Origin of the sequence: Pseudomonas sp. QC2 (genome assembly GCF_002859085.1) — a bacterium.
Classification (GTDB): Bacteria; Pseudomonadota; Gammaproteobacteria; order Pseudomonadales; family Pseudomonadaceae; genus Aquipseudomonas; species Aquipseudomonas petroselini.
This window is the reverse complement of sequence record NZ_PKKS01000003.1, coordinates 164,815-185,292: the sequence shown is the minus strand read 5'-3', so window position 1 is coordinate 185,292 and position 20,478 is coordinate 164,815. Positions and strand designations below refer to the sequence as shown.

General features: G+C 63.1%; 22 protein-coding genes. 8 read left to right on the top strand and 14 right to left on the bottom strand.

Translation table 11 applies throughout. The annotated features are described in order from the left end of the window. Positions 1-169: 169 nt before the first annotated feature. Both fetB and QCBJ_RS02385 read right to left on the bottom strand, forming a co-directional pair. A complete protein-coding gene (gene fetB / locus QCBJ_RS02390; RefSeq protein ID WP_102060056.1) occupies positions 170-961 on the bottom strand; it encodes an iron export ABC transporter permease subunit FetB in 792 nt (263 codons plus the stop codon). Beyond that, entirely contained in the window at positions 958-1,635 is a 678-nt protein-coding gene (locus QCBJ_RS02385; RefSeq protein WP_015884805.1) for an ATP-binding cassette domain-containing protein, read from the bottom strand. Before QCBJ_RS02385 ends, fetB begins: the two co-directional genes overlap by 4 nt. Before the next feature lie 131 nt (positions 1,636-1,766). Here QCBJ_RS02385 and QCBJ_RS02380 point away from each other — a divergent pair, with 131 nt between their 5' ends. Together QCBJ_RS02380 and QCBJ_RS02375 are read left to right on the top strand one after the other, a co-directional pair. Then, positions 1,767-2,843: an aldo/keto reductase gene (locus tag QCBJ_RS02380; RefSeq protein ID WP_015884806.1), complete on the top strand. Its 1,077-nt coding sequence runs from the start codon at positions 1,767-1,769 to the stop codon at positions 2,841-2,843. A gap of 88 nt (positions 2,844-2,931) precedes the next feature. Then, positions 2,932-3,174, top strand: a complete 243-nt coding sequence (locus tag QCBJ_RS02375) for a hypothetical protein (protein WP_015884807.1) — start codon at positions 2,932-2,934, stop codon at positions 3,172-3,174. 105 nt (positions 3,175-3,279) lie between these two features. Here QCBJ_RS02375 and QCBJ_RS02370 read toward each other — a convergent pair whose 3' ends face one another. The 12 genes from QCBJ_RS02370 to nac form a co-directional block, all read right to left on the bottom strand. Then, a complete protein-coding gene (locus QCBJ_RS02370) occupies positions 3,280-4,113 on the bottom strand; it encodes an ABC transporter substrate-binding protein (RefSeq protein WP_015884808.1) in 834 nt (277 codons plus the stop codon). 59 nt (positions 4,114-4,172) lie between these two features. Beyond that, positions 4,173-4,901 (bottom strand): amino acid ABC transporter ATP-binding protein, encoded by a 729-nt coding sequence (locus tag QCBJ_RS02365; protein ID WP_173390410.1) that lies wholly within the window; start codon positions 4,899-4,901, stop codon positions 4,173-4,175. Positions 4,902-4,924: 23 nt separating this feature from the next. Continuing rightward, positions 4,925-5,668, bottom strand: a complete 744-nt coding sequence (locus QCBJ_RS02360; RefSeq protein ID WP_102060055.1) for an amino acid ABC transporter permease — start codon at positions 5,666-5,668, stop codon at positions 4,925-4,927. Between the two features lie 6 nt (positions 5,669-5,674). Next, the gene (locus QCBJ_RS02355; RefSeq protein ID WP_015884811.1) at positions 5,675-6,376 is read right to left on the bottom strand and encodes an amino acid ABC transporter permease; all 702 of its coding nucleotides are present in this window, start codon (positions 6,374-6,376) and stop codon (positions 5,675-5,677) included. A gap of 110 nt (positions 6,377-6,486) precedes the next feature. Continuing rightward, on the bottom strand, positions 6,487-7,239 hold the full coding sequence (locus QCBJ_RS02350) for an SDR family oxidoreductase (RefSeq protein ID WP_015884812.1): 753 nt from the start codon (positions 7,237-7,239) through the stop codon (positions 6,487-6,489). Between the two features lie 94 nt (positions 7,240-7,333). Then, positions 7,334-8,107, bottom strand: a complete 774-nt coding sequence (locus QCBJ_RS02345) for a LamB/YcsF family protein (RefSeq protein WP_102060054.1) — start codon at positions 8,105-8,107, stop codon at positions 7,334-7,336. Next, complete coding sequence (locus QCBJ_RS02340; protein WP_102060053.1) at positions 8,104-8,496, bottom strand: biotin/lipoyl-containing protein; 393 nt, start codon at positions 8,494-8,496, stop codon at positions 8,104-8,106. Before QCBJ_RS02340 ends, QCBJ_RS02345 begins: the two co-directional genes overlap by 4 nt. Then, a complete protein-coding gene (locus QCBJ_RS02335) occupies positions 8,493-9,467 on the bottom strand; it encodes a biotin-dependent carboxyltransferase family protein (protein ID WP_102060052.1) in 975 nt (324 codons plus the stop codon). The genes QCBJ_RS02340 and QCBJ_RS02335 overlap by 4 nt, the downstream gene beginning before the upstream one ends. Further along, on the bottom strand, positions 9,464-10,120 hold the full coding sequence (gene pxpB / locus QCBJ_RS02330) for a 5-oxoprolinase subunit PxpB (protein WP_102060051.1): 657 nt from the start codon (positions 10,118-10,120) through the stop codon (positions 9,464-9,466). Before pxpB ends, QCBJ_RS02335 begins: the two co-directional genes overlap by 4 nt. Further along, positions 10,117-11,469: an acetyl-CoA carboxylase biotin carboxylase subunit gene (gene accC, locus QCBJ_RS02325; protein ID WP_102060050.1), complete on the bottom strand. Its 1,353-nt coding sequence runs from the start codon at positions 11,467-11,469 to the stop codon at positions 10,117-10,119. Before accC ends, pxpB begins: the two co-directional genes overlap by 4 nt. 33 nt (positions 11,470-11,502) lie before the next feature. Then, entirely contained in the window at positions 11,503-11,916 is a 414-nt protein-coding gene (locus QCBJ_RS02320) for a biotin/lipoyl-containing protein (RefSeq protein ID WP_046036519.1), read from the bottom strand. A gap of 114 nt (positions 11,917-12,030) precedes the next feature. After that, positions 12,031-12,936 (bottom strand): nitrogen assimilation transcriptional regulator NAC, encoded by a 906-nt coding sequence (gene nac / locus QCBJ_RS02315; protein WP_015884819.1) that lies wholly within the window; start codon positions 12,934-12,936, stop codon positions 12,031-12,033. A 634-nt stretch (positions 12,937-13,570) separates the two neighbouring features. On the opposite strand from nac, the gene QCBJ_RS02310 reads away from it, so the two are divergent. From QCBJ_RS02310 to QCBJ_RS02285, 6 genes are all read left to right on the top strand, one after another. Continuing rightward, a complete protein-coding gene (locus QCBJ_RS02310) occupies positions 13,571-14,779 on the top strand; it encodes an aspartate transaminase (protein ID WP_046036827.1) in 1,209 nt (402 codons plus the stop codon). Positions 14,780-14,788: 9 nt separating this feature from the next. Beyond that, on the top strand, positions 14,789-16,339 hold the full coding sequence (locus tag QCBJ_RS02305) for an MFS transporter (protein WP_102060049.1): 1,551 nt from the start codon (positions 14,789-14,791) through the stop codon (positions 16,337-16,339). 62 nt (positions 16,340-16,401) lie between these two features. Next, positions 16,402-17,733 carry an OprD family porin gene (locus tag QCBJ_RS02300; RefSeq protein ID WP_015884822.1) on the top strand — a complete coding sequence of 444 codons (1,332 nt, stop codon included), beginning with the start codon at positions 16,402-16,404 and terminating at the stop codon, positions 17,731-17,733. Between the two features lie 154 nt (positions 17,734-17,887). Beyond that, positions 17,888-18,709, top strand: a complete 822-nt coding sequence (locus tag QCBJ_RS02295; RefSeq protein WP_043205596.1) for a 5'-nucleotidase, lipoprotein e(P4) family — start codon at positions 17,888-17,890, stop codon at positions 18,707-18,709. 103 nt (positions 18,710-18,812) lie between these two features. Continuing rightward, positions 18,813-19,631 (top strand): transporter substrate-binding domain-containing protein, encoded by an 819-nt coding sequence (locus tag QCBJ_RS02290; protein ID WP_102060048.1) that lies wholly within the window; start codon positions 18,813-18,815, stop codon positions 19,629-19,631. Further along, positions 19,628-20,458, top strand: a complete 831-nt coding sequence (locus QCBJ_RS02285; RefSeq protein WP_102060047.1) for an amino acid ABC transporter permease — start codon at positions 19,628-19,630, stop codon at positions 20,456-20,458. The genes QCBJ_RS02290 and QCBJ_RS02285 overlap by 4 nt, the downstream gene beginning before the upstream one ends. The last annotated feature ends 20 nt before the right edge of the window (positions 20,459-20,478 follow it).

Below are 20,478 nucleotides of genomic sequence, written 5' to 3'. Positions count from 1 at the left end.
TTGCTCGCGCTGGGCGGCGAAGCCGCCCCCAAAACCTGCCAACGCGAATTGTCTGAAAAAACGCGGAGACCTGATTGGGGCTGCTACGCAGCCCAGCGGGAGCAAGCTCCCTCGCCACAACAAGCGCCCTGACCGCACAATGGCCACCCTGGGGGAGCTGTGGTGCGCTTCAGCGCTCCTCAAGCCTGTCCCGCAAGAATCGATGGCTGCTGGAAAACAGTCGCCGGTAGGTGAGCAACACCGCACCCACCGTGCCCAGCGCCGATGAGGCGGCGATCAGAAACATGATCACGATCTGATACCGCACCGCATCCACCGGGCTCTCCCCGGCCAGCACTTGCCCGGTCATCATGCCCGGCAGGCTGACGATGCCCACCACGGTCATCTGGTTCAGCGTCGGAATCATCCCCGCGCGCACCGCCTGGCGGATGGCTTCCTGCGCCGCTTCCCAACGTGAGCCGCCGAGGGCCAGGATCATCTCGATGGTGTTGCGCCCCGAGGTCAGCTCCTGGGTCATGCGTTCGATGCCCAGGGAGACGCCGGTCAGCGTGTTGCCAAGGATCATGCCGAGGATAGGGATCGCATATTGCGGCTCGTACCACGGGTGGATACGGATCACCGCAAACAACCCCACAGCGGTGACCAGCCACGAACTGCCCCATACCGACAGCACGCTGTCGGCGCGCTGCCCCCGGTAAATGCGCCGCCCACGGCCTGCAGCCGAGAGGCCGGCGATCAGGGTCATCGCACACATCAACGGCAGCACCACGTACCAGTAGCCGAACTCGAACACCCAGCCCAGCAGATAACCGATGGCCAACAGTTGCACCACGGTGCGCACCGCCGCCCACAGCAACTGGCGGCCCAGACCCAGGCGTAGCAGCAGCGAGAGTGCGCCGTTGATGAGGATCAGCGACGCGGCGATGCCCATGTCCAGCGCGGTAAGGTTCTGATAATTCATGCCTGGGTCGCTCCGCTCAATACACCCGCATCCATTTGCCAGTGGATGTCGCTCATGCGCCGGGCCTGGTCCAGGTCGTGAGAGACCCAGATACAGGCACGGGATCGATCAGCGGCAAACCAGGCATCGATCAGCGCTTCCACCTCGCGGGATGAGGTGGGGTCGAGGGCGGCGGTGGGTTCGTCCAGCAACAGCACTTCGGGGTTGAGTTGCAGGGTGCGGATCAACGACACCACCTGGGACTCGCCGCCCGACAGGTCGGCGGCGCGCTTGGCCAAAAAATCCGGTGCCTTGCCGGCATGCCCGAGCAGTGTGGTGACGGCCGCCAGATCGAAGCGGCGCGTGCGCAAGGTCTTGAGGCTGAAGGGAAAGCACAGGTTGTCTTGCACCGAGCCCTCGAGCAGCGCCGGGCGTTGGGACAGGTAGCTGATATGGCTGCGGTAGTGGGGAATCTGCGCGTTGCCGATCGGCTGGTTGTTCCACAGGATCTGCCCGGACGTGGGCGCATCCAATAGCGCCAGCGCGCGCAAGAACACACTTTTGCCGGAGCCGGACGCACCCGTGATCGACACGCGGTCGCCGGCGTGCAGGGTGAAATCGGTGGGCTGGAGCAACGGCACCTGGCGGCGCTCGTCCAGGCGCGTGAGGGCGCGGGTTTCGATCAGTGCGCTCATGGACGCGGGTTCCTGTTAAATCCTGTTGGGCGTAATGGTGAGGCAGGCGCACGAAGTTTTCATGAAAAAATTCAAACTATCGCACCCCACGTCGTTCACACCTTCACGTGCAACGTTAAGTAGGAGGCGACATGCAATACCGACAACTGGGTCATTCCGGCCTGCTGGTGTCCGAAATCATCCTGGGCACCGTGCCTTTTGGCGGTCGCGCCGAATTTGAGCAGTGCGGCGCGGTGGACGTGCCCCAGGCCAAGCGCATGTTCGACATCGCGTTCGACGCGGGTGTGAACATGGTCGACACCGCCGACCTCTACTCCCACGGCCTGGCCGAAGAAGTGGTCGGCAACGCCTTGGGCGCCAAGCGCAACGATATCCTGCTGGCCACCAAGGGCCGCAGCCCCGTGGACAACAACCCGAACAATTCCGGCTCATCGCGCTACCACCTGATTCGCGCCTGCGAAGCCAGTTTGAAACGCCTGGGCACCGACCATATCGATCTCTACCAACTGCACAATTGGGACGGCATGACGCCCATCGAGGAAACCCTCGAAGCGCTGCGGCTGCTGGTGGGCTCGGGCAAGATCCGCTACTTCGGCACCAGTAATTTCACCGCCTGGCAAATGATGAAAACCCTGGGTAAGGCTGAGCTGCACGGCATGCTCAAACCCATCACCCAGCAGATCTACTACACCCCGGAATCCCGCGAGGCCGAATACGAATTACTGCCCCTGGCACTGGACCAATCAGTGGGCACGCTGGTGTGGGGACCGATGGGCGAAGGGCTGCTGACCGGCTCCACTCGACGCGGGCACCCCGCGCCGGCCAACACCCGCCAGGGCAGCGGCTGGCCGGAACCCTACGTGCATGACCAGGAGCGCGCGCTGGACATCATCGAAACCCTCGCCGCCGTCGGTGATGAGCATGGCGTCTCGGTCGCGCGCACGTGCCTGGCGTGGCTCAAGGACCGGCCGGGGATCACCTCGCTGATCGTCGGCGCCCGCACCGAAGCACACTTGCACGATAACCTCGCCGCGACTGAACTGAAGCTGACCGAGGAACAGTCTTCGCGTATCGAAGCCGTGACGCGGCGCCAGCCGTTGTACCCGTACTGGCATCGCTTTACCGCCGGGATTGATCGTTTTGATCCCGCGGAACAGCCGTTTTTGGCCGAGCACCAGAAGACCCTGGATGCGCGCAAGGACAAATAAGCCCTGAACACCGCCACTCAACCTGCGGGAGGGGTCTTACTCCCTCCCACATGGGGTCCGAGTACAGCCACAACAAAGGAGCCTGCCCTTGATCGCCCAAATCATGATCGCCGCTCTCGGCGTCGTCGCCATCTGGTTCAGCCAGAGCAAACGCCTGAAGGTGCGCCGCTACGCCTGCCTGTTCGGCATGGCCGGCCAGCCGTTCTGGTTCTGGTCGTCGATCAATGCCGAGCAATGGGGCATCGTGTTGCTGAGCTGCTTCTACACCGTGGCGTGGGCCAAGGGCATCAAGACCCATTGGATTGATCGCCAGCCGGACGCGCAGCTATGAAGTGGGCACAGGGCGTGGGCAATGGTCAGCTGGGGTATGACACGTATCAGCAAACGCCAAGCTGAACCAACAGCGTGCAGGCAAACGCCCGCACGCTCACCCCGCTTACGGTAACGGTTCGAACTTCAACGCACTCAAGCTCTGCACCTTGTCCTCGCGCACCATCTTGTACTCGGTGTTCGGGCCGATCCAGCGGTCCCAGATCGCGTCAATCTCCCCGGCCTTCTCCATCGCCATCAACGACTCATTCACTTTGGCCAGAAACGCCGGTTCGTCGCGACGCATGCCCGCACCAATCGGTTCCAGGGCCATCGGCTCTTTGGCCAACGCCAGTTCAACGCCGCCGGCCTTGGCCTGGTTGACCAGTTTGAGGGCGGTCATGGTGTTGGTGACCAGGCCCACTACCTTGTTCTGTTGCAGGGCCATGTAGGCCGAGCCGGTGTCCTGGAAGGTCACCGGGGTAGCGCCGGCGAGGCGGATCGATTGCTCGGACGTCGAGCCCTTGGTGGAGCTGATGCGCTTGTCCTTGAAGAAGCTTTTCGGCTGGTCGGCATTCGCCGCGCGCACCACCAGGGTTTCCTTGGCGATGTAGTACGGGTCGCTGAACTGGATTTGCTCGGCACGGGTCTTGGTGTACGCCAGGTTGGCGAAGATCACATCGACGCGGCCCATTTTCACTTCGGGAATGCGCGCTTCAACCGACAGCGGCTTGAGTTCCAGGGCCACGCCCATGGTCTTGGCCAGGGCCTTGCACAGGTCGACGTCCATGCCCACCAGCTCGCGGGTCTTTGGGTCTGGCGCGGAGAATGGCGGCACGTCAGCGTACACTCCGCAGCTCAGGGATTGCTTGGCCATGATGTCGCTCAATTGGTCGGCCTGCGCGATGGCAACCGCCAGTGGACCCAACGCCAGCGCAGTAAACAGATGCTTCATACCCATGGGAAATCTCCAGTAAGTTGGACCAGCAAAAATGGCAGGGGGAGCAAAGCCGCCGCAGCTCAATGGGCCCGTAAGTCGGCGATAAAACGTTGCGCTCGCGGGTGCGAAGGCTGGGCGAAGAAGGCCTCGGGGCTGCTCTTTTCCAGAATCTGCCCCGCGTCCATGAACCAGATGGTGTCAGCCACTTCGCGGGCGAAGTTCATCTCGTGGGTCACGCACATCATGGTCATGCCGTCCTTGGCCAGGCCCTTCATCACGTTCAGCACTTCACCGACCATTTCCGGGTCGAGGGCACTGGTGGGCTCGTCGAACAGCATCACCGGCGGCTCCATCGCCAAGGCCCGGGCAATCGCCACGCGTTGTTGTTGGCCGCCGGACAACTGCGCCGGGTAGGCACCGGCCTTGTGGGCCAGGCCCACGCGGTCGAGCAGTTCCATGGCCTTCTGCTTGGCCGCCGCGCCCTTGAGGTTGCGCAGCTTGTTCGGTGCCAGGGTGATGTTTTCCAGCACGGACAGGTGCGGGAACAGGTTGAAGCTCTGGAACACAAACCCCACGCGGCTGCGCAGCCGGTTGACCTGGGCATCGGTGCCGTGCACGTCCTGGCCATCGAACAGGATCTGGCCGGCCTGGATGTCTTCCAGGCGGTTGACCGTGCGGATCAAGGTCGACTTGCCTGAGCCCGAGGGGCCGCACAGCACCACCACCTCGCCGGGTTGCACCTCGGCGGTGATGTCGGTGAGCGCCTGGTACTCGCCGTACCATTTATTGATTTTCGAAAACATGATCATTGGATGCATGAGCGCAGCCCTCTTCAATTATCGGTGGCCAGCAACGGATCGCCCGGCGCGGTTTGCCCGCCGTCGCCCAGGCGCTTGCGCGCAATGCGCTGCTCCACCCAACCGGCCAGGCGGGTCAGGCCGAAACACAGCAGGTAGTAGATGATCGCCAGGATGAAAAACACCTGGAACGGCTTGGTCAGCAGCTGGTTGTTGACCTGGTTGGCGGCAAAGGTCACTTCCTGCACGTTGATCACGTAGCCCAGGGAGGTTTCCTTGATGATCGAGATGAACTGGCTGATCAGGCTCGGCAGCGCGTTGTACAACGCCTGGGGCAGGATCACCCACACGGTGGTGCGCACGTAGCCCAGGCCCAGGGCGCGGGACGCTTCGTATTGCCCGGCCGGCAATGCCTGGATGCCGCCGCGAATGATTTCGCACAGGTAGGCGCTCTGGTAGATCACCAGGGTGCAAAGCATGGTCATAAAGCCGGTGATGTTATGGCCGATCAGCAACGGCACCAGGAAGTAAGTCCAGAAGATCACCATCAGCAACGGAATACCGCGCAGCACGTAGACCCACACCGTGGCAAGCAGGTACAGGCCCTTCCACGGCGATACCCGCGCCAAGGCCAGGAGCAGGCCGAACGGGAACGCCAGCAGCAACGCCAACGCCGCCAGGATCAGCGTGCTCGCCAGCCCCCCCAGCGGGCCGTGGGGGTATTGGCCGATAAGGAACAGCGTCCAGTTCTGTTGCACGATCGAAAACATATCGAACATCGTCGTCTACCTCGCCAGGGCTTTGCTGAAGTGCCGGGCGAGCAATGCCCCGGCGCCCATCAGCAGCAGTGAAAACACCAGGTAGAACACCGTGGCCACCAGGTACGACTCGAAGGTGCGGAACGTGTAGTTCTCCACTTCGCGGCTGGCGTAGGTCAGTTCCACGACCCCGATGGCCATCGCCAGGCTGGTGTTCTTGAACAGCAGCACCGTGTGGTTGATCAGCGAAGGCAGGCAGTTGCGCACACCTTGCGGCAGAATCACGTAGCGCATCGAACGTACGTAACCCAGGCCCAGGGCCCTGGACGCTTCGGTCTGCCCGGCGGGAATGGCGCGCAGGCCACTGCGGATGTCTTCACAGAAATACGCGGCCTGGCACAGGCCCAGGGCGATCACCGAGAACAGGTATTCGGTGTTGTGGTTGGCAAGCCACAGTTGCGCGGATTCGCTGAGCAGCGTCGGCACGCCGAAGTACCACAGCATCAGTTGCACCAGAGTCGGCACATTACGGTGGTACGACACGTACCCCGCCACCAGGCGGTCGGCCAGCTTATTGCCGGTCAGGCGTACCGTGACCAGTGTCAACGCCAGCACCATCGCCAGCAGCCAGGCGAACAACGCCAGCTGCAAGGTCATTTCGATGCCCTTGACGATCAGCTCGGCATATTCGCCTTGCAGAATCGCGGCCAAATCGAAGTCTTGCTTCATGGTCAATCCCTATCGGCATTGGGCTAGGGCAGGAATCAAATCACCCGGCATGGCCGTGGCGGGGGTGCAGCGATGACGGATCGGTCCGTTCTTTTGAAAGTAGCGGGTGTTCAGCCCTGATAGTCCTGGGGCCGTGCGGTGGAGAGCCCGCCCGGCACTTGCAGGGTCGGGGTGATTTCCATATGCCCGATGTTCACTGCAATCGGCGCAGCAATCGCAAAGGCGATCGCGTTGGCGATGTCTTGCGCCTGGGGCAATTCAAAGCCCTCGACAAAGCGTTTGTAGGTCTCTTCGGAGTCGCCGTGCACATGCGCAAAGATGTCGGTAGCGACCCGGCCCGGGCAGATCTCGGTGACGCGCACGCGCTTGCCGAACGCGTCGATACGCAATTGGCGCGAGAGCATGCTCACCGCCGCCTTGGTCGCGTGATACGTCGAGTTGCCGCCAAAGTTGTAGGCCGCCGCAATCGAACTGATGTTGATGATGTGCCCGCAATCGCGCTCGACCATCCCCGGCAATGCCAGGCGTGCCAGGTGCAGCACGGCGCGCAGGTTGACGTCGATCAGCAGGTCGATGCCCGCGGCGTCGGCCTTGAGCAAGGAGCCAGGTTTGTCGACGCCAGCGTTGTTCACCAGGATGTCGAAGCGGTGTTCGGCGAACAGCGTGGTCAGCCCGGCGAGGTCGGTCACGTCGATGGCGTGGGCGATGCAGCCGGTCCTGGCCGCCAGTTCCTGCAACTTGTCGGCGCTGCGAGCCAGGGCATGCACCTGCACGCCTTCCTGGCATAGGCGCTCGACAACGGCAGCGCCGATACCTGAGGAAGCCCCGGTGACCAGCGCGGTTTGGTAGTCGGAAAATGGCATGGGGGTGGTCCTTGTGCGACGGGTTATGGTTCGACTCTATCCAGCGTTCGGACGCTGGACCAAGACGCAATGGTTGTGTGGCAATAAGGCCTGCTTATGACGCCGCCAACAGCTGGGAAATCGGTGTAATGCACCCGCCCATCCGCTCGATTTCCTCGCGCAGGGTGCGTGCCAGTTCGACCGCGCCGGGGGTGTCGCCGTGCAGCAGGATTGAATGGGCCGGCACCCGCAGCACCTTGCCGCTGAGGGCTGTCACCGTGCCCTCCTCCAGCAACTGGCGCACCCGACGCAGCACGGCCGTCGGTTCCTTGATCACTGAGCCCTCGACCTTGCGCGGCACCAGCAGGCAGTCATCGTCATAGGCGCGGTCGGCGAGAAAGGTGGTCGCGACGCGCAGACCGCACTTCTCGGCCGCGCCCTCGATGGCTCGGCTGCTGGAAGAGCTGATGATCAGCGTCGGGTCAAAGGCCGCCACCGCCCGCACCAGCGGCTCGGCCAGCGCGGTATCGGCCGCGACCATGTTGCCCAGGGCGCCATGGAAGCTCATGTGGGTCATGCGATGGCCGTTCACTGCGGCCATCCCGGCGAGCGCGCCGAGCTGGTAGATCACGTACGTGGCGAGCTCCTTGACCTCGATGTTCATCTGCCGACGGCCAAAGCCCATCAAGTCCGGGAAGCCCACGTGGGCGCCCAGGTCGATGCCACCGGCTTTGGCCAGGTGCACCGTGTTGTGCATGATCAGCGGGTCGCCGGCGTGGAAACCGCAGGCGACGTTGGCCGATGAAATCAGGCGCATCAATGCGTCGTCCTCGCCCATGCGCCACGGGCCGAAGCCCTCGCCCAGGTCGGCGTTCAAATCGATCTTCATACTGGGTTCTCCATACCGAGGAACGCTTCGCCATAACCGACGTGGGTGCCGCAGGGCACACGTACATCGACCACGCGTGCGGCCTGGGGGCTGCGCAATGGCAACAGCAACTCCCCGACTTGCAGCAGTGCGACCAACTGGCCGGCGCTGAGCTGATCGCCCACCGCGACAAACGGCTCGCTGAGTTCGGGATGGGTCAGCAGCAAGCGGCCCAGGCCCGTGGTGCGCAGCACGTTGTCCTCAACCGTGACGGCCGCAGGCGCAGCCACAGTGACGGCCGGGACACCGCGCTTGAGCGTCAAGTGCACACCGGGGCGGCTCATCTCGGCGCCGGCCAAGTGGTGTTCCTTGAGCCACAGCGCCAGTTGGCGAATGTCCGAAAGGGTCATGCGTTTACTCCTTCACGGTGCAGTGCCACCAGGCGGCTGACTTCGCGCAGGTAACGGCGGTTGGTGTCCAGGGCTTCGACGGCTTCCAGATAGCTGCACTCGATAAAGCGCACCTTGCTGCCAATGGGCGCCTGGCCCAGGCGCCACAGGTCGGCCTCGATCACACTGCCGAACTTGGGGTAGCCGCCACTCGGCTGGGCATCGCGCATCTGGATAATCGGTTGGCCACCGTGGGGCACCTGGATCACGCCCGGCACGATGCCATGGGAACGAATTTCCATCGGTGCGACAGGCAGCAGCGGCTCGCCTTCCAGCCGGTAGCCGTAGCGATTGCTCTGGGTCGTGACCTTCCACTCACCTGCCCAGAACGCGGCGCGAGACGCAGGCTGAAAACGCTCGTACTCGGCAGCAGGCAACACGCGCATCGCGGACACCCCATCGACCTGCAGCGGCAAGGCCAGGCTCGGTGCCAACACGCCAAAATCCAGCGCCAACGGGCTGATCCCTGGGCGCATCGCTCCCAGCCGATCACCTTGTTGCAGCGCACGGCCGTCCAGGCCGCCAAACTCACCGCGCAACTGGGTACTGCGTGAACCGAGCACGGCCGGCACATCCACACCGCCTGCCAGGCATAAGTAAGCGCGGCTGCCGGAGGTGGGGTAGCCCAGGCTCAGCACCTGGCCTTCGCGGCCTTGGTACACCCAGTTCGGTGGCAGCGGCTGGCCGTCCAACGTGGTGTCGCAAGCGGCGCCGGTCACGGCGAACGCGCAGTCCTGCAGCAGGCGTACTTCAAACGGAAACAGTGGTATTTCAATCGCGGCAGCGTCTTCGGGGTTGCCCAGCAACAGGTTGCCCAAGGCCAGGGCCAAGTGGTCCATGGCGCCCGACGTGCCCACGCCGTAACCCAGGCTGCCGAAGCGGCCGAAGTCCTGCACGGTGGCCAGGGCGGTGGCCGATAGAATCTCGATCATCGAATGATCCTCTCGATGCGCAAGCGCAGGAAATCCCCCGGCCGCAAGATGGCCGGCGGGGTTTGGGCCGGGTCGAAAAACGCCATCTCGGTGCGGCCGATGGTGTTCCAGCCGCTGGGGCCGGCCGAGGCGGACACCCCGGTCTGCACACCCCCGATGGACACCGAGCCCGCGCCGATATTCAGCACCGGCACCTGCCGCCGTGGCGTGGCCAGGCGTGGGTCCATGCCGCCGAGGTAGCAGTAACCGGGGTGGCTGCCCAGGGCATACACCGGGTACAGCGGTTCGCAATGCAGGTTGGCGATGGTCTCGATATCCAGCCCGGTGTGGGCGATCACGTCCGCCATGTGCGGGCCGAACTCGCCGCCATACACCACCGGCAACTCGACGATGCGCCCTTCCAGGGGCAACGGCTGGCTCTGTTCCCAGGCCTCCAGCAGGCGTTGGTATAACCCGTTGAGTTCACGCGGCGGCGTGAGAAAGGTGAGCATCAAGTTGTTCATGCCGGGCACGGCTTCGTGGATCTCGGGCCATCCGCCGGCTTGCAGGGCCAGGCGCCAGATACGCTGCTGCGGCGCCAAGTCGAGTTCGCCCGGGGCCTCGAAAAGCAACGCGCTGGAGCCCAGCAGGCTGATGACAGGGACAGTGCTCATGTGGAACTCCTTTGCTGCAACCAGCGCTCCAAGTGATGAATGTCGACGCCGCCAGCGCAGAACGCCGGGTCGTCGAGAATGTCGCGGTGCAGCGCGATGTTGGTGCTGATGCCCTCCACGCGCATCTCGCTCAGGGCCAGGCGCATGCGCGCCATGGCTTCTTCACGCGTGGCGCCATGGGTGATGACCTTGGCCACCATCGAGTCGTAATACGGCGGCACGCGATAGCCGGTGGTGACATGTGAGTCGACCCGCACGCCAAAGCCGCCGGGCACTTCCCAGCGCTGGATCAGGCCAGGCGTGGGCATAAAGGTGATCGGGTCTTCGGCGTTGATGCGGCACTCCAGGGAGTGGCCGTTCAGTTGTACGTCTTCCTGGCGCACGCTCAACGCTTCTCCGCGCGCCATGCGCAGTTGCTGTTGCACGATATCGATGCCGGTGGTCATCTCGGTGACCGGGTGCTCCACCTGCAGGCGCGTATTCATTTCGATAAAAAAGAACTCGCCGTCCTCGTACAGAAACTCGAAGGTGCCTACGCCTCGATAGCCGATCCGGCGGCAAGCCTCGGCGCAGCGTTCGCCAACCTTGGCGATCAACGCCGGATCAATGCCCGGTGCCGGCGCTTCTTCCAACACCTTCTGGTGGCGACGTTGCAGCGAACAGTCGCGGCAACCCAGCCAGATCGCGTGGCCATGGGCATCACACAGCACCTGGATTTCCACGTGCCGGGGGTGGCCGAGGAATTTCTCGATATAGAGTTCAGGGTTGCCGAAGGCCAGCCGCGCTTCTTCACGGGTGAGGCCGATGGCGGCCAGCAAGTCGGCCTCGGCCTGCACCACGCGCATGCCGCGACCACCGCCACCGCCGGCCGCCTTGACGATCACCGGGTAGCCGATTTCAGCGGCAATCGCGAGGATGCTGGCGTCGTCGGTCGGCATTGTCGAGTCCGGCCCCGGCACGCAGGGCACACCGGCTTCGCGCATCGCCCGTTTGGCCGCCACCTTGTCACCCATGGTGCGAATGCACGCGGCGCTCGGGCCGATAAAGGTCAGGCCCGCCGCTTCGATACGCTCGGCAAACCCGGCGTTTTCCGACAGGAACCCATAACCGGGGTGGATCGCCTGGGCGCCGCTGACCTTGGCGGCAAACAGCAACGCCGTCTGGTTCAGGTAGCTCAGGCCGGGCGCGGCTGGGCCGATGCACAGCGATTGATCGGCGTTTTGCACATACTGCGCCTGGCGGTCCGCTTCGGAGTGCACCGCCACGGTCTTGATGCCCAGGCCATGACAGGCACGCTGAATGCGCAGGGCGATTTCGCCACGGTTGGCGATCAGCACTTTGTCGAACATTGAATTCACCTGAATTACGAATACGCGTGAGGGTCAACCCAGGCGGAACAAGGCCTGGCCGGCTTCGACTTCAACCCCGCCCTGGGCCAGGATCTCGAGGACTTTGCCGGCAGCCTTGGCCTTCACCGGATGGAACATCTTCATTGCCTCAATCACCGCCACGGTCTGGCCGGCTTCGATGACTTGCCCTAGCGCTACAAACGGCGCTTCACCGACGGCCGGCGTCAGGTGCAGCACGCCGTAGAGGCTGGCCTTGATGTCCACGGCCGCCGTTGGCTGTGTCGGTGTCGCTGCCGGCGCTGCAACCGCCGTCGGCACGACGCTGACGGCCACCTCACCGGGCTGTTTGAACAGCCGCAACGTGCTGTCGCCTTCGGTGAGGCTCAGTTCCAGCAAATCGGACTCGGCCAGCAATTCCATCAACCCCTTGATACGTGCTGAATCCATGTATGGCCCCTGCCTGTCGAGCGTGTCTTGAGTGGATGGGCCCAATCTACCGAGCCCCTCGAAAAGCGGCCAAGACGCTTTGGCTTTGGGGTGATAAGCCGACCTTATGACCCTTCAAATCAGGCTGCCACGCATCTGCGCCACCAGTTCCAGCAAGATCGCCTTGACCGCCTGGGCCGGCACCGACAACGGCAAATGCCCCGACAGGCACAGCGCCAGCGGCGCCTCCACCTGGGGCTCGACGATGCGACACATATGCACCGACGTCGCGGCCACCATCACCCGCGCCGACGACTCCGGCAGGATGGTCGAACCGAAATGATCGGCCACGGCGGCGGTGAGGGTGGTAGACGACTCGATCTCGGCCACCACCCGAGCACTGAGGCCGATACGCAGAAAGGCTTCATCCACCAGCCGGCGCATGACGTTGTAGGGACGCGGCAGCAGCATGTCCATGTCCGCCAGTTCGGCCAGCGGGATGTCTTCACGGGTAGCAATGGCCGGGTCGGCACTCACCAGGTACAGCGGCTCGCGCAACAGCGAGACAAAACTCAAGCCATGCACCTCGCGACCACCGTAGAGCACCGCCATGTCCATGCGGCCGTTCATGATCAGCTCACTCAAGGTGGTGCCGAAGTTCTCATTGAGATACAGCAGGATGCCGGGATGCCGCTCGCGCACCGTGCGCAGCAGCGGCAACGACAGCGCCGAAGCGGCAGTTCCCGGCGCAAGCCCCACCGACACCTGCCCGGACAACGCCTGGCCGGTGGCGTTGATATCGCTCTGCGCCTGTTCGCACTGGCGCAGAATGATCTGCGCATGGCCATAGAGCACCTTGCCCGCCTCCGTCGGCGTGACGCCACGCTTGGTGCGAATCAACAACTGTTGCTGCAACTCCGCTTCCAGCGTTGCCAACTGCTGACTCAACGCCGGTTGCGCCACGTGCAGCACATCGGCAGCCTGGGTCATGCTGCCGATGTCGACCAGTTTCACGAAATACTTCAATCGACGCAGGTTCAAAATGGCGATGCCCTTGTGCTGGAGGTGGACGTTTTTTGCTTGTTTCTGCTCTGCTTTTGATCTGCTTTTGATCTTGATCTCAAGCGCCCCGTCAACCACGCTGGCCGAACGCAGGCTTGAATCCGTGGGTAACCCGGCAGGACGCCGGGTTAGCCGTCCTGGGCCAGGGATGGCCCATGACGGCGGCCCACGGATTCAAGCCGGAGTGAGGGCATGCCGAGCCTAGGCGAGGCACCGAGTGGTGGGGCGAAGCGTTTTTGGTTACTTTTGGCGCTCTTCCAAAAGTGACCCGCTGTAAGAGCGGAACCCTAAGCCGCCGTTACCGCAGCAACGGATATGCACACCGCCCGACCGCCCCACAGCCCCGCCTTCGCAGACAAGCCAGCTCACACAGAGACCTGCGATGTTTTGCAAAACCCAGGCCACTCCCCACAACCAGCCATAAGCCTTCGCTATGGCTCCCCCAAAATCCCCCTCCCAGGCACCCACGCGGCGCACCCAGGGCTGGACGCACCCATTCAGTGCGCGCCCAGCCATAAGCACTTCCTATCAAACCAGAACAAACTCATCTTATGACCCGCTCCCCCACCCCTCGTACTGTGGCCCCTGTCAACGCCATCAACGAGGAACGCCCGTGACTGCCTCCCGCATCGCCGCCCGTGTGCAACGCATCAAACCATCGCCCAGCAGCGCCGCGTCCGACCGCGCCAACGAGCTGCGACGCCAAGGCCAGTCCATCATCAACCTGGTGGTAGGCGAACCGGACTTCGATACGCCCCCCCACATTCGCCAGGCCGCCAGCGCCGCCATCGAGCGCGGTGAAACCCGCTACACCCAGAACGCCGGCACCCCGGAACTGCGCCAGGCCATCGTCGACAAGCTGGCCCGCGAAAACGCCCTGACCTACACCCCCCAGCAAATACTGGTGACCAGCGGCGCCAAGAGCGCGATCTTCAATGCCTTCGCCGCCACCCTCGGCACGGGCGACGAGGTGTTGATCCCAGCACCGTACTGGGTGTCGTACCCGGACATGGTGCTGGCATGCGAAGGCGAGCCCGTCACCCTCGCCTGCCCCGAACACAACGGTTTCAAACTGACCCCGGAACAACTGCGCGCCGCCATCACCCCCCGCACCCGCTGGCTGCTGCTCAATTCGCCGAGCAACCCCACCGGCGCCAGCTACAGCCGCAGCGAATTGCGTGCCCTGGCCGATGTGCTGCTGGACTGTCCCCATGTGTTGCTGATGACCGATGATATCTACGAGCACATCCGTTTCGACGGCCTGGACAACCCGCACATCCTGGCCATCGAACCGGCCTTGAGCGAACGCAGCCTGGTGGTCAACGGTGTGTCCAAGACCTACGCCATGACCGGCTGGCGCATCGGTTACGCCGCTGGCCCCGCCGACCTGATCGGCGCCATGGCCACCCTGCAATCGCAGTCCACCAGCAATGCCTGCTCAATCAGCCAGGCGGCGGCGGTAGAAGCGCTCAACGGTGACCAGGCCTTCGTCAAGCAAAGCGTGCAGGTCTACCAGCAACGCCGCGACCGCTGCCTGGAGTTGCTCAATGCGATTCCCGGCCTCAGCTGCCGCAAGCCGGATGGCGCGTTCTACCTGTATGTGAACTGCGGTGGCCTGCTGGGTAAAACCACGCCCGAGGGCAAGGTCCTGGACAGCGATGGCGAGGTGGTGATGTACCTGCTGGAAAGCCAGGGCGTGGCGGTGGTGGCGGGCACGGCGTATGGGCTGGCGCCGTTTTTCCGCATGTCGATCGCAACTGCGATCACCACCCTCGACCAGGGCTGCGCGCGTATTGCTGCCGCCGTCGCCGCGTTGCGCTGAGGAGCGACGATGACCGTGGCAGCCCACCCTCCCCTGAGTTTCCAGCAAGCCTTGCTGGCCATGCTCGGCATCTCCCTGGTGCTGATGCTTTCGGCATTGGACCAGACCGTGATCGGCAATGCCTTGCCGAGCATCGTCGCCGAGCTTGATGGTTTTGAACTCTATGCGTGGGTGGCCACCGGTTATCTGTTGGCGTCCATCGTCACTATCCCGATTTTTGGTCGGTTGGGTGATTACTACGGGCGCAAGCCGTTCGTGCTCGCCGCCACGCTGATTTTCACCCTGGCGTCCCTGGCCTGCGCCGTGGCCAACGACATGCTGGTGTTGGTGATTGGCCGCGCCCTGCAAGGGGTAGGCGGCGGCATGCTGATCGGCACCGCGTTCGCCTGTATCCCCGAATTGTTTCCCGATACCCGCCAACGTCTGCGCTGGCAGATGCTGCTGAGTGCGCTGTTCAGCGTGGTCAATGCCATCGGTCCGGGCCTGGGTGGTTACCTGACCGGAGCCTTCGGCTGGCGTTCAGTGTTTTACCTCAACCTGCCGCTGGGCTGCCTGGCGCTGCTGATCGCCTGGCGCTTTCTGCCCTGGTACCGCCCGCAACAGCGCAGCGGCATTCGCCTGGACTGGCCCGGCGCGATGTTGATCGCCATGGCCCTGGGCAGCCTGCAATTGTTTGTGGAATGGCTGGGGCATTCGAGCCTGGCGCTGAGCACCGCGTTGGGCCTGGGCTGCATCGCCGCGATCATCGCGTTGTGGCACTGGGAACGGCGCTGCCCCCATGCCCTGTTGCCTGCGGCACTGTTCAGCGTGCCGAGCCTGCGTGTGCTGTTCATCCTGTCAGTGGCCGCCGGTGCAATCATGTTTTCGCTGTTGTTCTACTTGCCGCTATTGCTGCAAGGCGCCTATGGCTACTCGCCCCAGGACGCCGGCCTGTTGATCACACCGTTGGCGTTGAGCATCACCCTGGGGGCCATCGTCAACAGCCGGATCGTCACCCGCTTGCGCAACCCCAACCGCTTGCCGCTGGCGGGGTTTGTCGCGCTGTTGCTGGCGTGCCTGGGGCTGGCAGTGGTCGGGCGCGGGGCCTCGTTCAACCTGTTGCTCGGCTTGATCCTGCTGGCCGGCGTGGGGCTGGGCTTTATCCTGCTCAACCTCACGGTATTCACCCAGACGTTGGCCGAGCGGCAGTTCCTGGGGATTGCCACCGCACTCACCCAGTCCCTGCGGTTGGTCGGCGGGCTGCTGGGCACGGCGGGCATGGGGGTGCTGGTCAACCTGCTGTACAGCGCCAACGTGCAGCGCGTGTTTCTCGCGGCGGACCACGCCGAGGGGATTGCCTTGTATGCCGACCCGCAAGCGCTGTTGCACTCATCCCTTGACGCCTCGCCCTGGCTGAACCTGGCCCGCGATGCGCTGGCCCAGTCGGTGGGCGTCGGCCTGTTGCTGTGCGCCGGGATCGGCGTACTCGCCCTGTTCATCCTGTACCGCTTGCCGCCGGTGCGACTGCATGTCGGGCCCGCCACCGTTGCTCCTGAAAAACCTGCTCCTGAAAACAAATAGAAAATTTCACTGCCGCTTTTGACTGCCCTCAAAAAAACCAAACACTTATGGGGATGACACCGATGGAGCTTTTCAATCGCGCACCTAAAGTAATCGCCGGCCTTTGCGGTCTGATGATCGCTCAGCAGGGCTACGCCGCCGGCCTGGTGGAAGACAGCAAACTCAACGTGCTGGCCCGCAACTTCTTCAGTAACGCCGATAACCGCAGCGGCGCGGCCGACCCCAACTACACCCAGGAATGGGGCCAGGGCTTTATCGCCAACTTCGAGTCGGGCTACACCCAGGGCACGGTGGGCTTCGGCGTCGACGCCATCGGCATGTTCGGTGTGCGCCTGGACTCCGGCAAGGGTCGCCACTACAACCCACAAAGCACCGCGTTTAACGGCAACGTATTCCCCACCGACAGCGATGGCCGCGCAGTGGATGAGTTCGGCAGCCTGGGCCTGACCGCCAAGGCGCGTTTTGCCAAGACCGAGCTCAAATACGGCACCCTGGTGCCGATGCTGCCGGTGGTGATGTCCACCGACCGCATGCTGCAACAGACCTTCAATGGCGGGCAGGTGCAGTCCAAGGACCTGGACCACTTCACCTTCACCCTCGGCCAACTGGAACACGTGAAGGGCCGTGGTTCGAGCGACCAGATGGGCATGTCGATCCCCGGCGCCAACAACGCGCGCACCGGTGAGTTCGTCAACAAGTTCTACTACGGCGGCGTCGACTACAAACCCACCAAAGACCTGACCTTGCAGTACTACTACGGCAACCTGCAGGACTTCTACAAACAGAACTTCCTGGGCCTCAAGTACGACTGGCAGATCGGCCCGGGCACCCTGCGCACTGACCTGCGCCACTTCGACAACCGCTCCGATGGCGCCAACGGCAACGACCCGGCGTTCTACACCTTCGGCTACTACGGCGACGGCGTGACCAAAGGCAAGGTCGACAGCCGCCTGAGCAGTGCCCAGTTCACTTACCTGGTCAACGGCCACACGATTGCCGCCGGCCTGCAACAAGTCAGCGGCGACAGCGATGCGGTGTGGTTGAACCAGGGTGATGGCTCCACTGCGTATTTCATGACCGAATCGATGATCGGCAAATTCCAGCGCGCCGGGGAAACCACCTGGCAGGTGCGTTACGGCTATGACTTCGCCACGGTCGGCGTACCGGGCCTGAGCTTTATGGGCATGTACGAAAGCGGCTCGAACATCCGTACCCCCACTGGTGATAAAAGCGAGTGGGAACGCAACCTGACGGTGAGCTACGTGATCCAGCAAGGGCCGCTGAAGAACCTGAGCATCGCCTTGCGCCATGCCTCATTGCGCACCGAAGTGACGACTCAGCGTGACAGCGATGAGCACCGGGTAATCGTCAGCTATCCGTTGAGTATTTTGTAAGGCGAAGCAAGGTGGTGTGCTTACGCAGAGCACATCACTCGCCTCCCATGCAGGTCGAATGTGGGCGCAGGCTGGAAACATCTCACAGCGTGGTGAATCAACGCCGGATTAGGCTAAGGTGCCGCTCATGCGTCCTTCCCTACGAGACCTCACCATGCGTAACCTGCTCTTCGCCAGCCTGTGCCTGCTGGCGGGCTGTCAACACACCCCGCCGGCCAACGACCAACTCGACGCCGTGCTCTGGACCCAGACCTCCATCGAGCACGAGCTGATCTACCGCCAACTGTTCGCCAACGCGACCCGCCAACTGGACGTGGCCCTGGCCGATCCCACCTGGGACGCCCTGCCCTTTCCCCCGCGCAACCTGAACGGGCTACCGCCGGCGCTGGTGGTGGATATCGACGAAACCCTGCTGGACAACGTACCGCTCAACGCCCGCGACGTGGTCAATAACCAAGTGTATTCCTATGACCGCTGGAACACCTGGGTCGATCAGGCCAAGGCCCAGGCGCTTCCCGGTTCCGTGGCGTTCCTGCAAGCGGCGCAGCAAAAAGGCATCAAGGTTTACTACCTGACCAATCGTGAACACAGCCAGGTCGCGGCCACCGTGAAAAACCTGCGGCTGCGCGGTTTCCCGATTGAGAGCAATGAACAAATACTCGCCGCCAGCACGCCCACCGGTCACTGTGAAAGCGCCGGCTATGGCAAGAACTGCCGCCGCCAGTGGGTCGCCAACCATGCCCGTGTGTTGTTGATGGCCGGCGACTCCCTCGGCGACTTCGTACAGGCCGAGCACAACAGCCTCGCGGCACAACGCAAGGCCGTCGAGCCCTACGTGAACTGGTTGGGGCAACGCTGGTTCCTGCTGCCCAACCCGACCTATGGCAACTGGTACAGCGCGCCCTATGGGGATGATGAGAAGTTGCCGTTCGAGCAAAAGCGCCAACTCAAGCAGCGCGCCCTGGACCTGCAGTAAATCGCAAAACATATAACTGAAAGCGCACTCGTCAGCACTTTAAATCATTAAACAGAAAGCATTTATCGCGTTTAAATATAAAAAACTCGCTTGGATGCTTTTTATGAACTTACGCACTGCTGCCGCCTTCAGCCTCACTTTCCTTCTGGCCAGCCCGGCCGTGTTCGCCGGGCAAACCCTGGACCGCATCACCCAATCCAAGCAGTTGGTCGGTGTGCTGATGGAGAACTACCCGCCTTTCTCTTTCCTCAACGAGCAAAACCAGCTGGATGGTTTTGACGTGGACGTGACCAAGGCCGTGGCCGACAAACTCGGCGTGAAATTGAAACTGGAAACCCCCTCCTGGGAAGTCATCGCCGCCGGGCGCTGGAATGGCCGCTATGACGTGTGCATCTGCTCCATGACCCCCAGCGCCGCCCGTGGCCAAGTCTTCAACTTCCCGTTCGAGTACTACGCCTCGCCCGCCGTGGTGGTGGTGAATGCCGACGACAACGCGATCAAATTGGCGGCCGACCTCAGCGGTAAAAAAGTCGGCGTGGTCAGCGCCTCCACCTACGAAGCCTACCTGGCCAAGGACTTGGTGATCGAAGGCGCGAGCAAGCCCATCGACTACCCGTTCAAGGCCGTACAGGCCGTGCCCTATGACAACGAAACCATCGCCTTCCAGGACCTCGCCCTGGGCACCGGCAAGCGCCTGGATGCGATGGTCACCAACCTGGTCACTGCCAAGGAACGCATCGACCACGACCCACGCTTCAAGATCACCGGCGATGCGCTGTACGCCGAGCCCAACGTGGTGGCCACCGAAAAAGGCGACCCGGCATGGGACGCCAAGCTGGCCCAAGTCCTGGCCGAGCTTAAAAGCGACGGCACGCTGGCGAAGATCTCGCAGAAATGGATCGGCTCAGACATCACCCAATGAGTGTTTTCCCAACCCCACCCGCCGTGGTGAAGCCGCCGCCGGTGAAACGCACGCTGTTGTCGTTCCGAGTACGCCTGTGGCTGACCTGGGGCGTGATGCTGTGCCTGTTCGCCGGGATGTTCCTGAGCTTCGACCTGAAGTTCGCCATCGTCGCCGACAAATGGCAGAACCTGGTGGGGCTGCACCTGTCGCCCCAGGGGTTTCTGCAAGGCGCGGCGCTGACGCTGTTTTTATGCTTCTGCTCGATCTGGCTGTCGCTGGCGCTGGGCTTCGCCACCGCCCTGGCGCGGTTGTCGAACAGCGCAGTGGCGTTCGGCATCGCCAGCTTCTACGCCTCGTTCTTTCGCGGCACGCCGCTGCTGATCCAGATCCTACTGATCTACCTCGGCCTGCCCCAGCTGGGGGTGGTACCAGGCGCGATCAGTGCCGGGATCATTGCGTTGTCGTTGAACTACGGGGCGTACCTGAGCGAGATCTTTCGCGCCGGCATCCTCGGCGTGTCCCAAGGCCAACGTAACGCCGCTTCCGCACTGGGCATGGGCCGGACGGTGACGTTCTGGCAGATCGTACTGCCCCAGGCCATGCGCACCATTATTCCGCCGACCACCAGCCAGTTCATCTCGATGCTCAAGGACTCCTCGCTGGTCTCGGTGATGGGCGTGTGGGAGGTGATGTTCCTGGCGCAATCCTATGGCCGCTCGTCGTACCGCTACATCGAAATGCTCACCACCGCCGCCGTGATTTACTGGCTGCTGTCCATCGGCCTGGAACTGATCCAGGCCCGGCTGGAGCGGCACTACGGCAAGGCCTATCTCCACGGGCGATAGTCAGTCGCCCCATCTTTTTT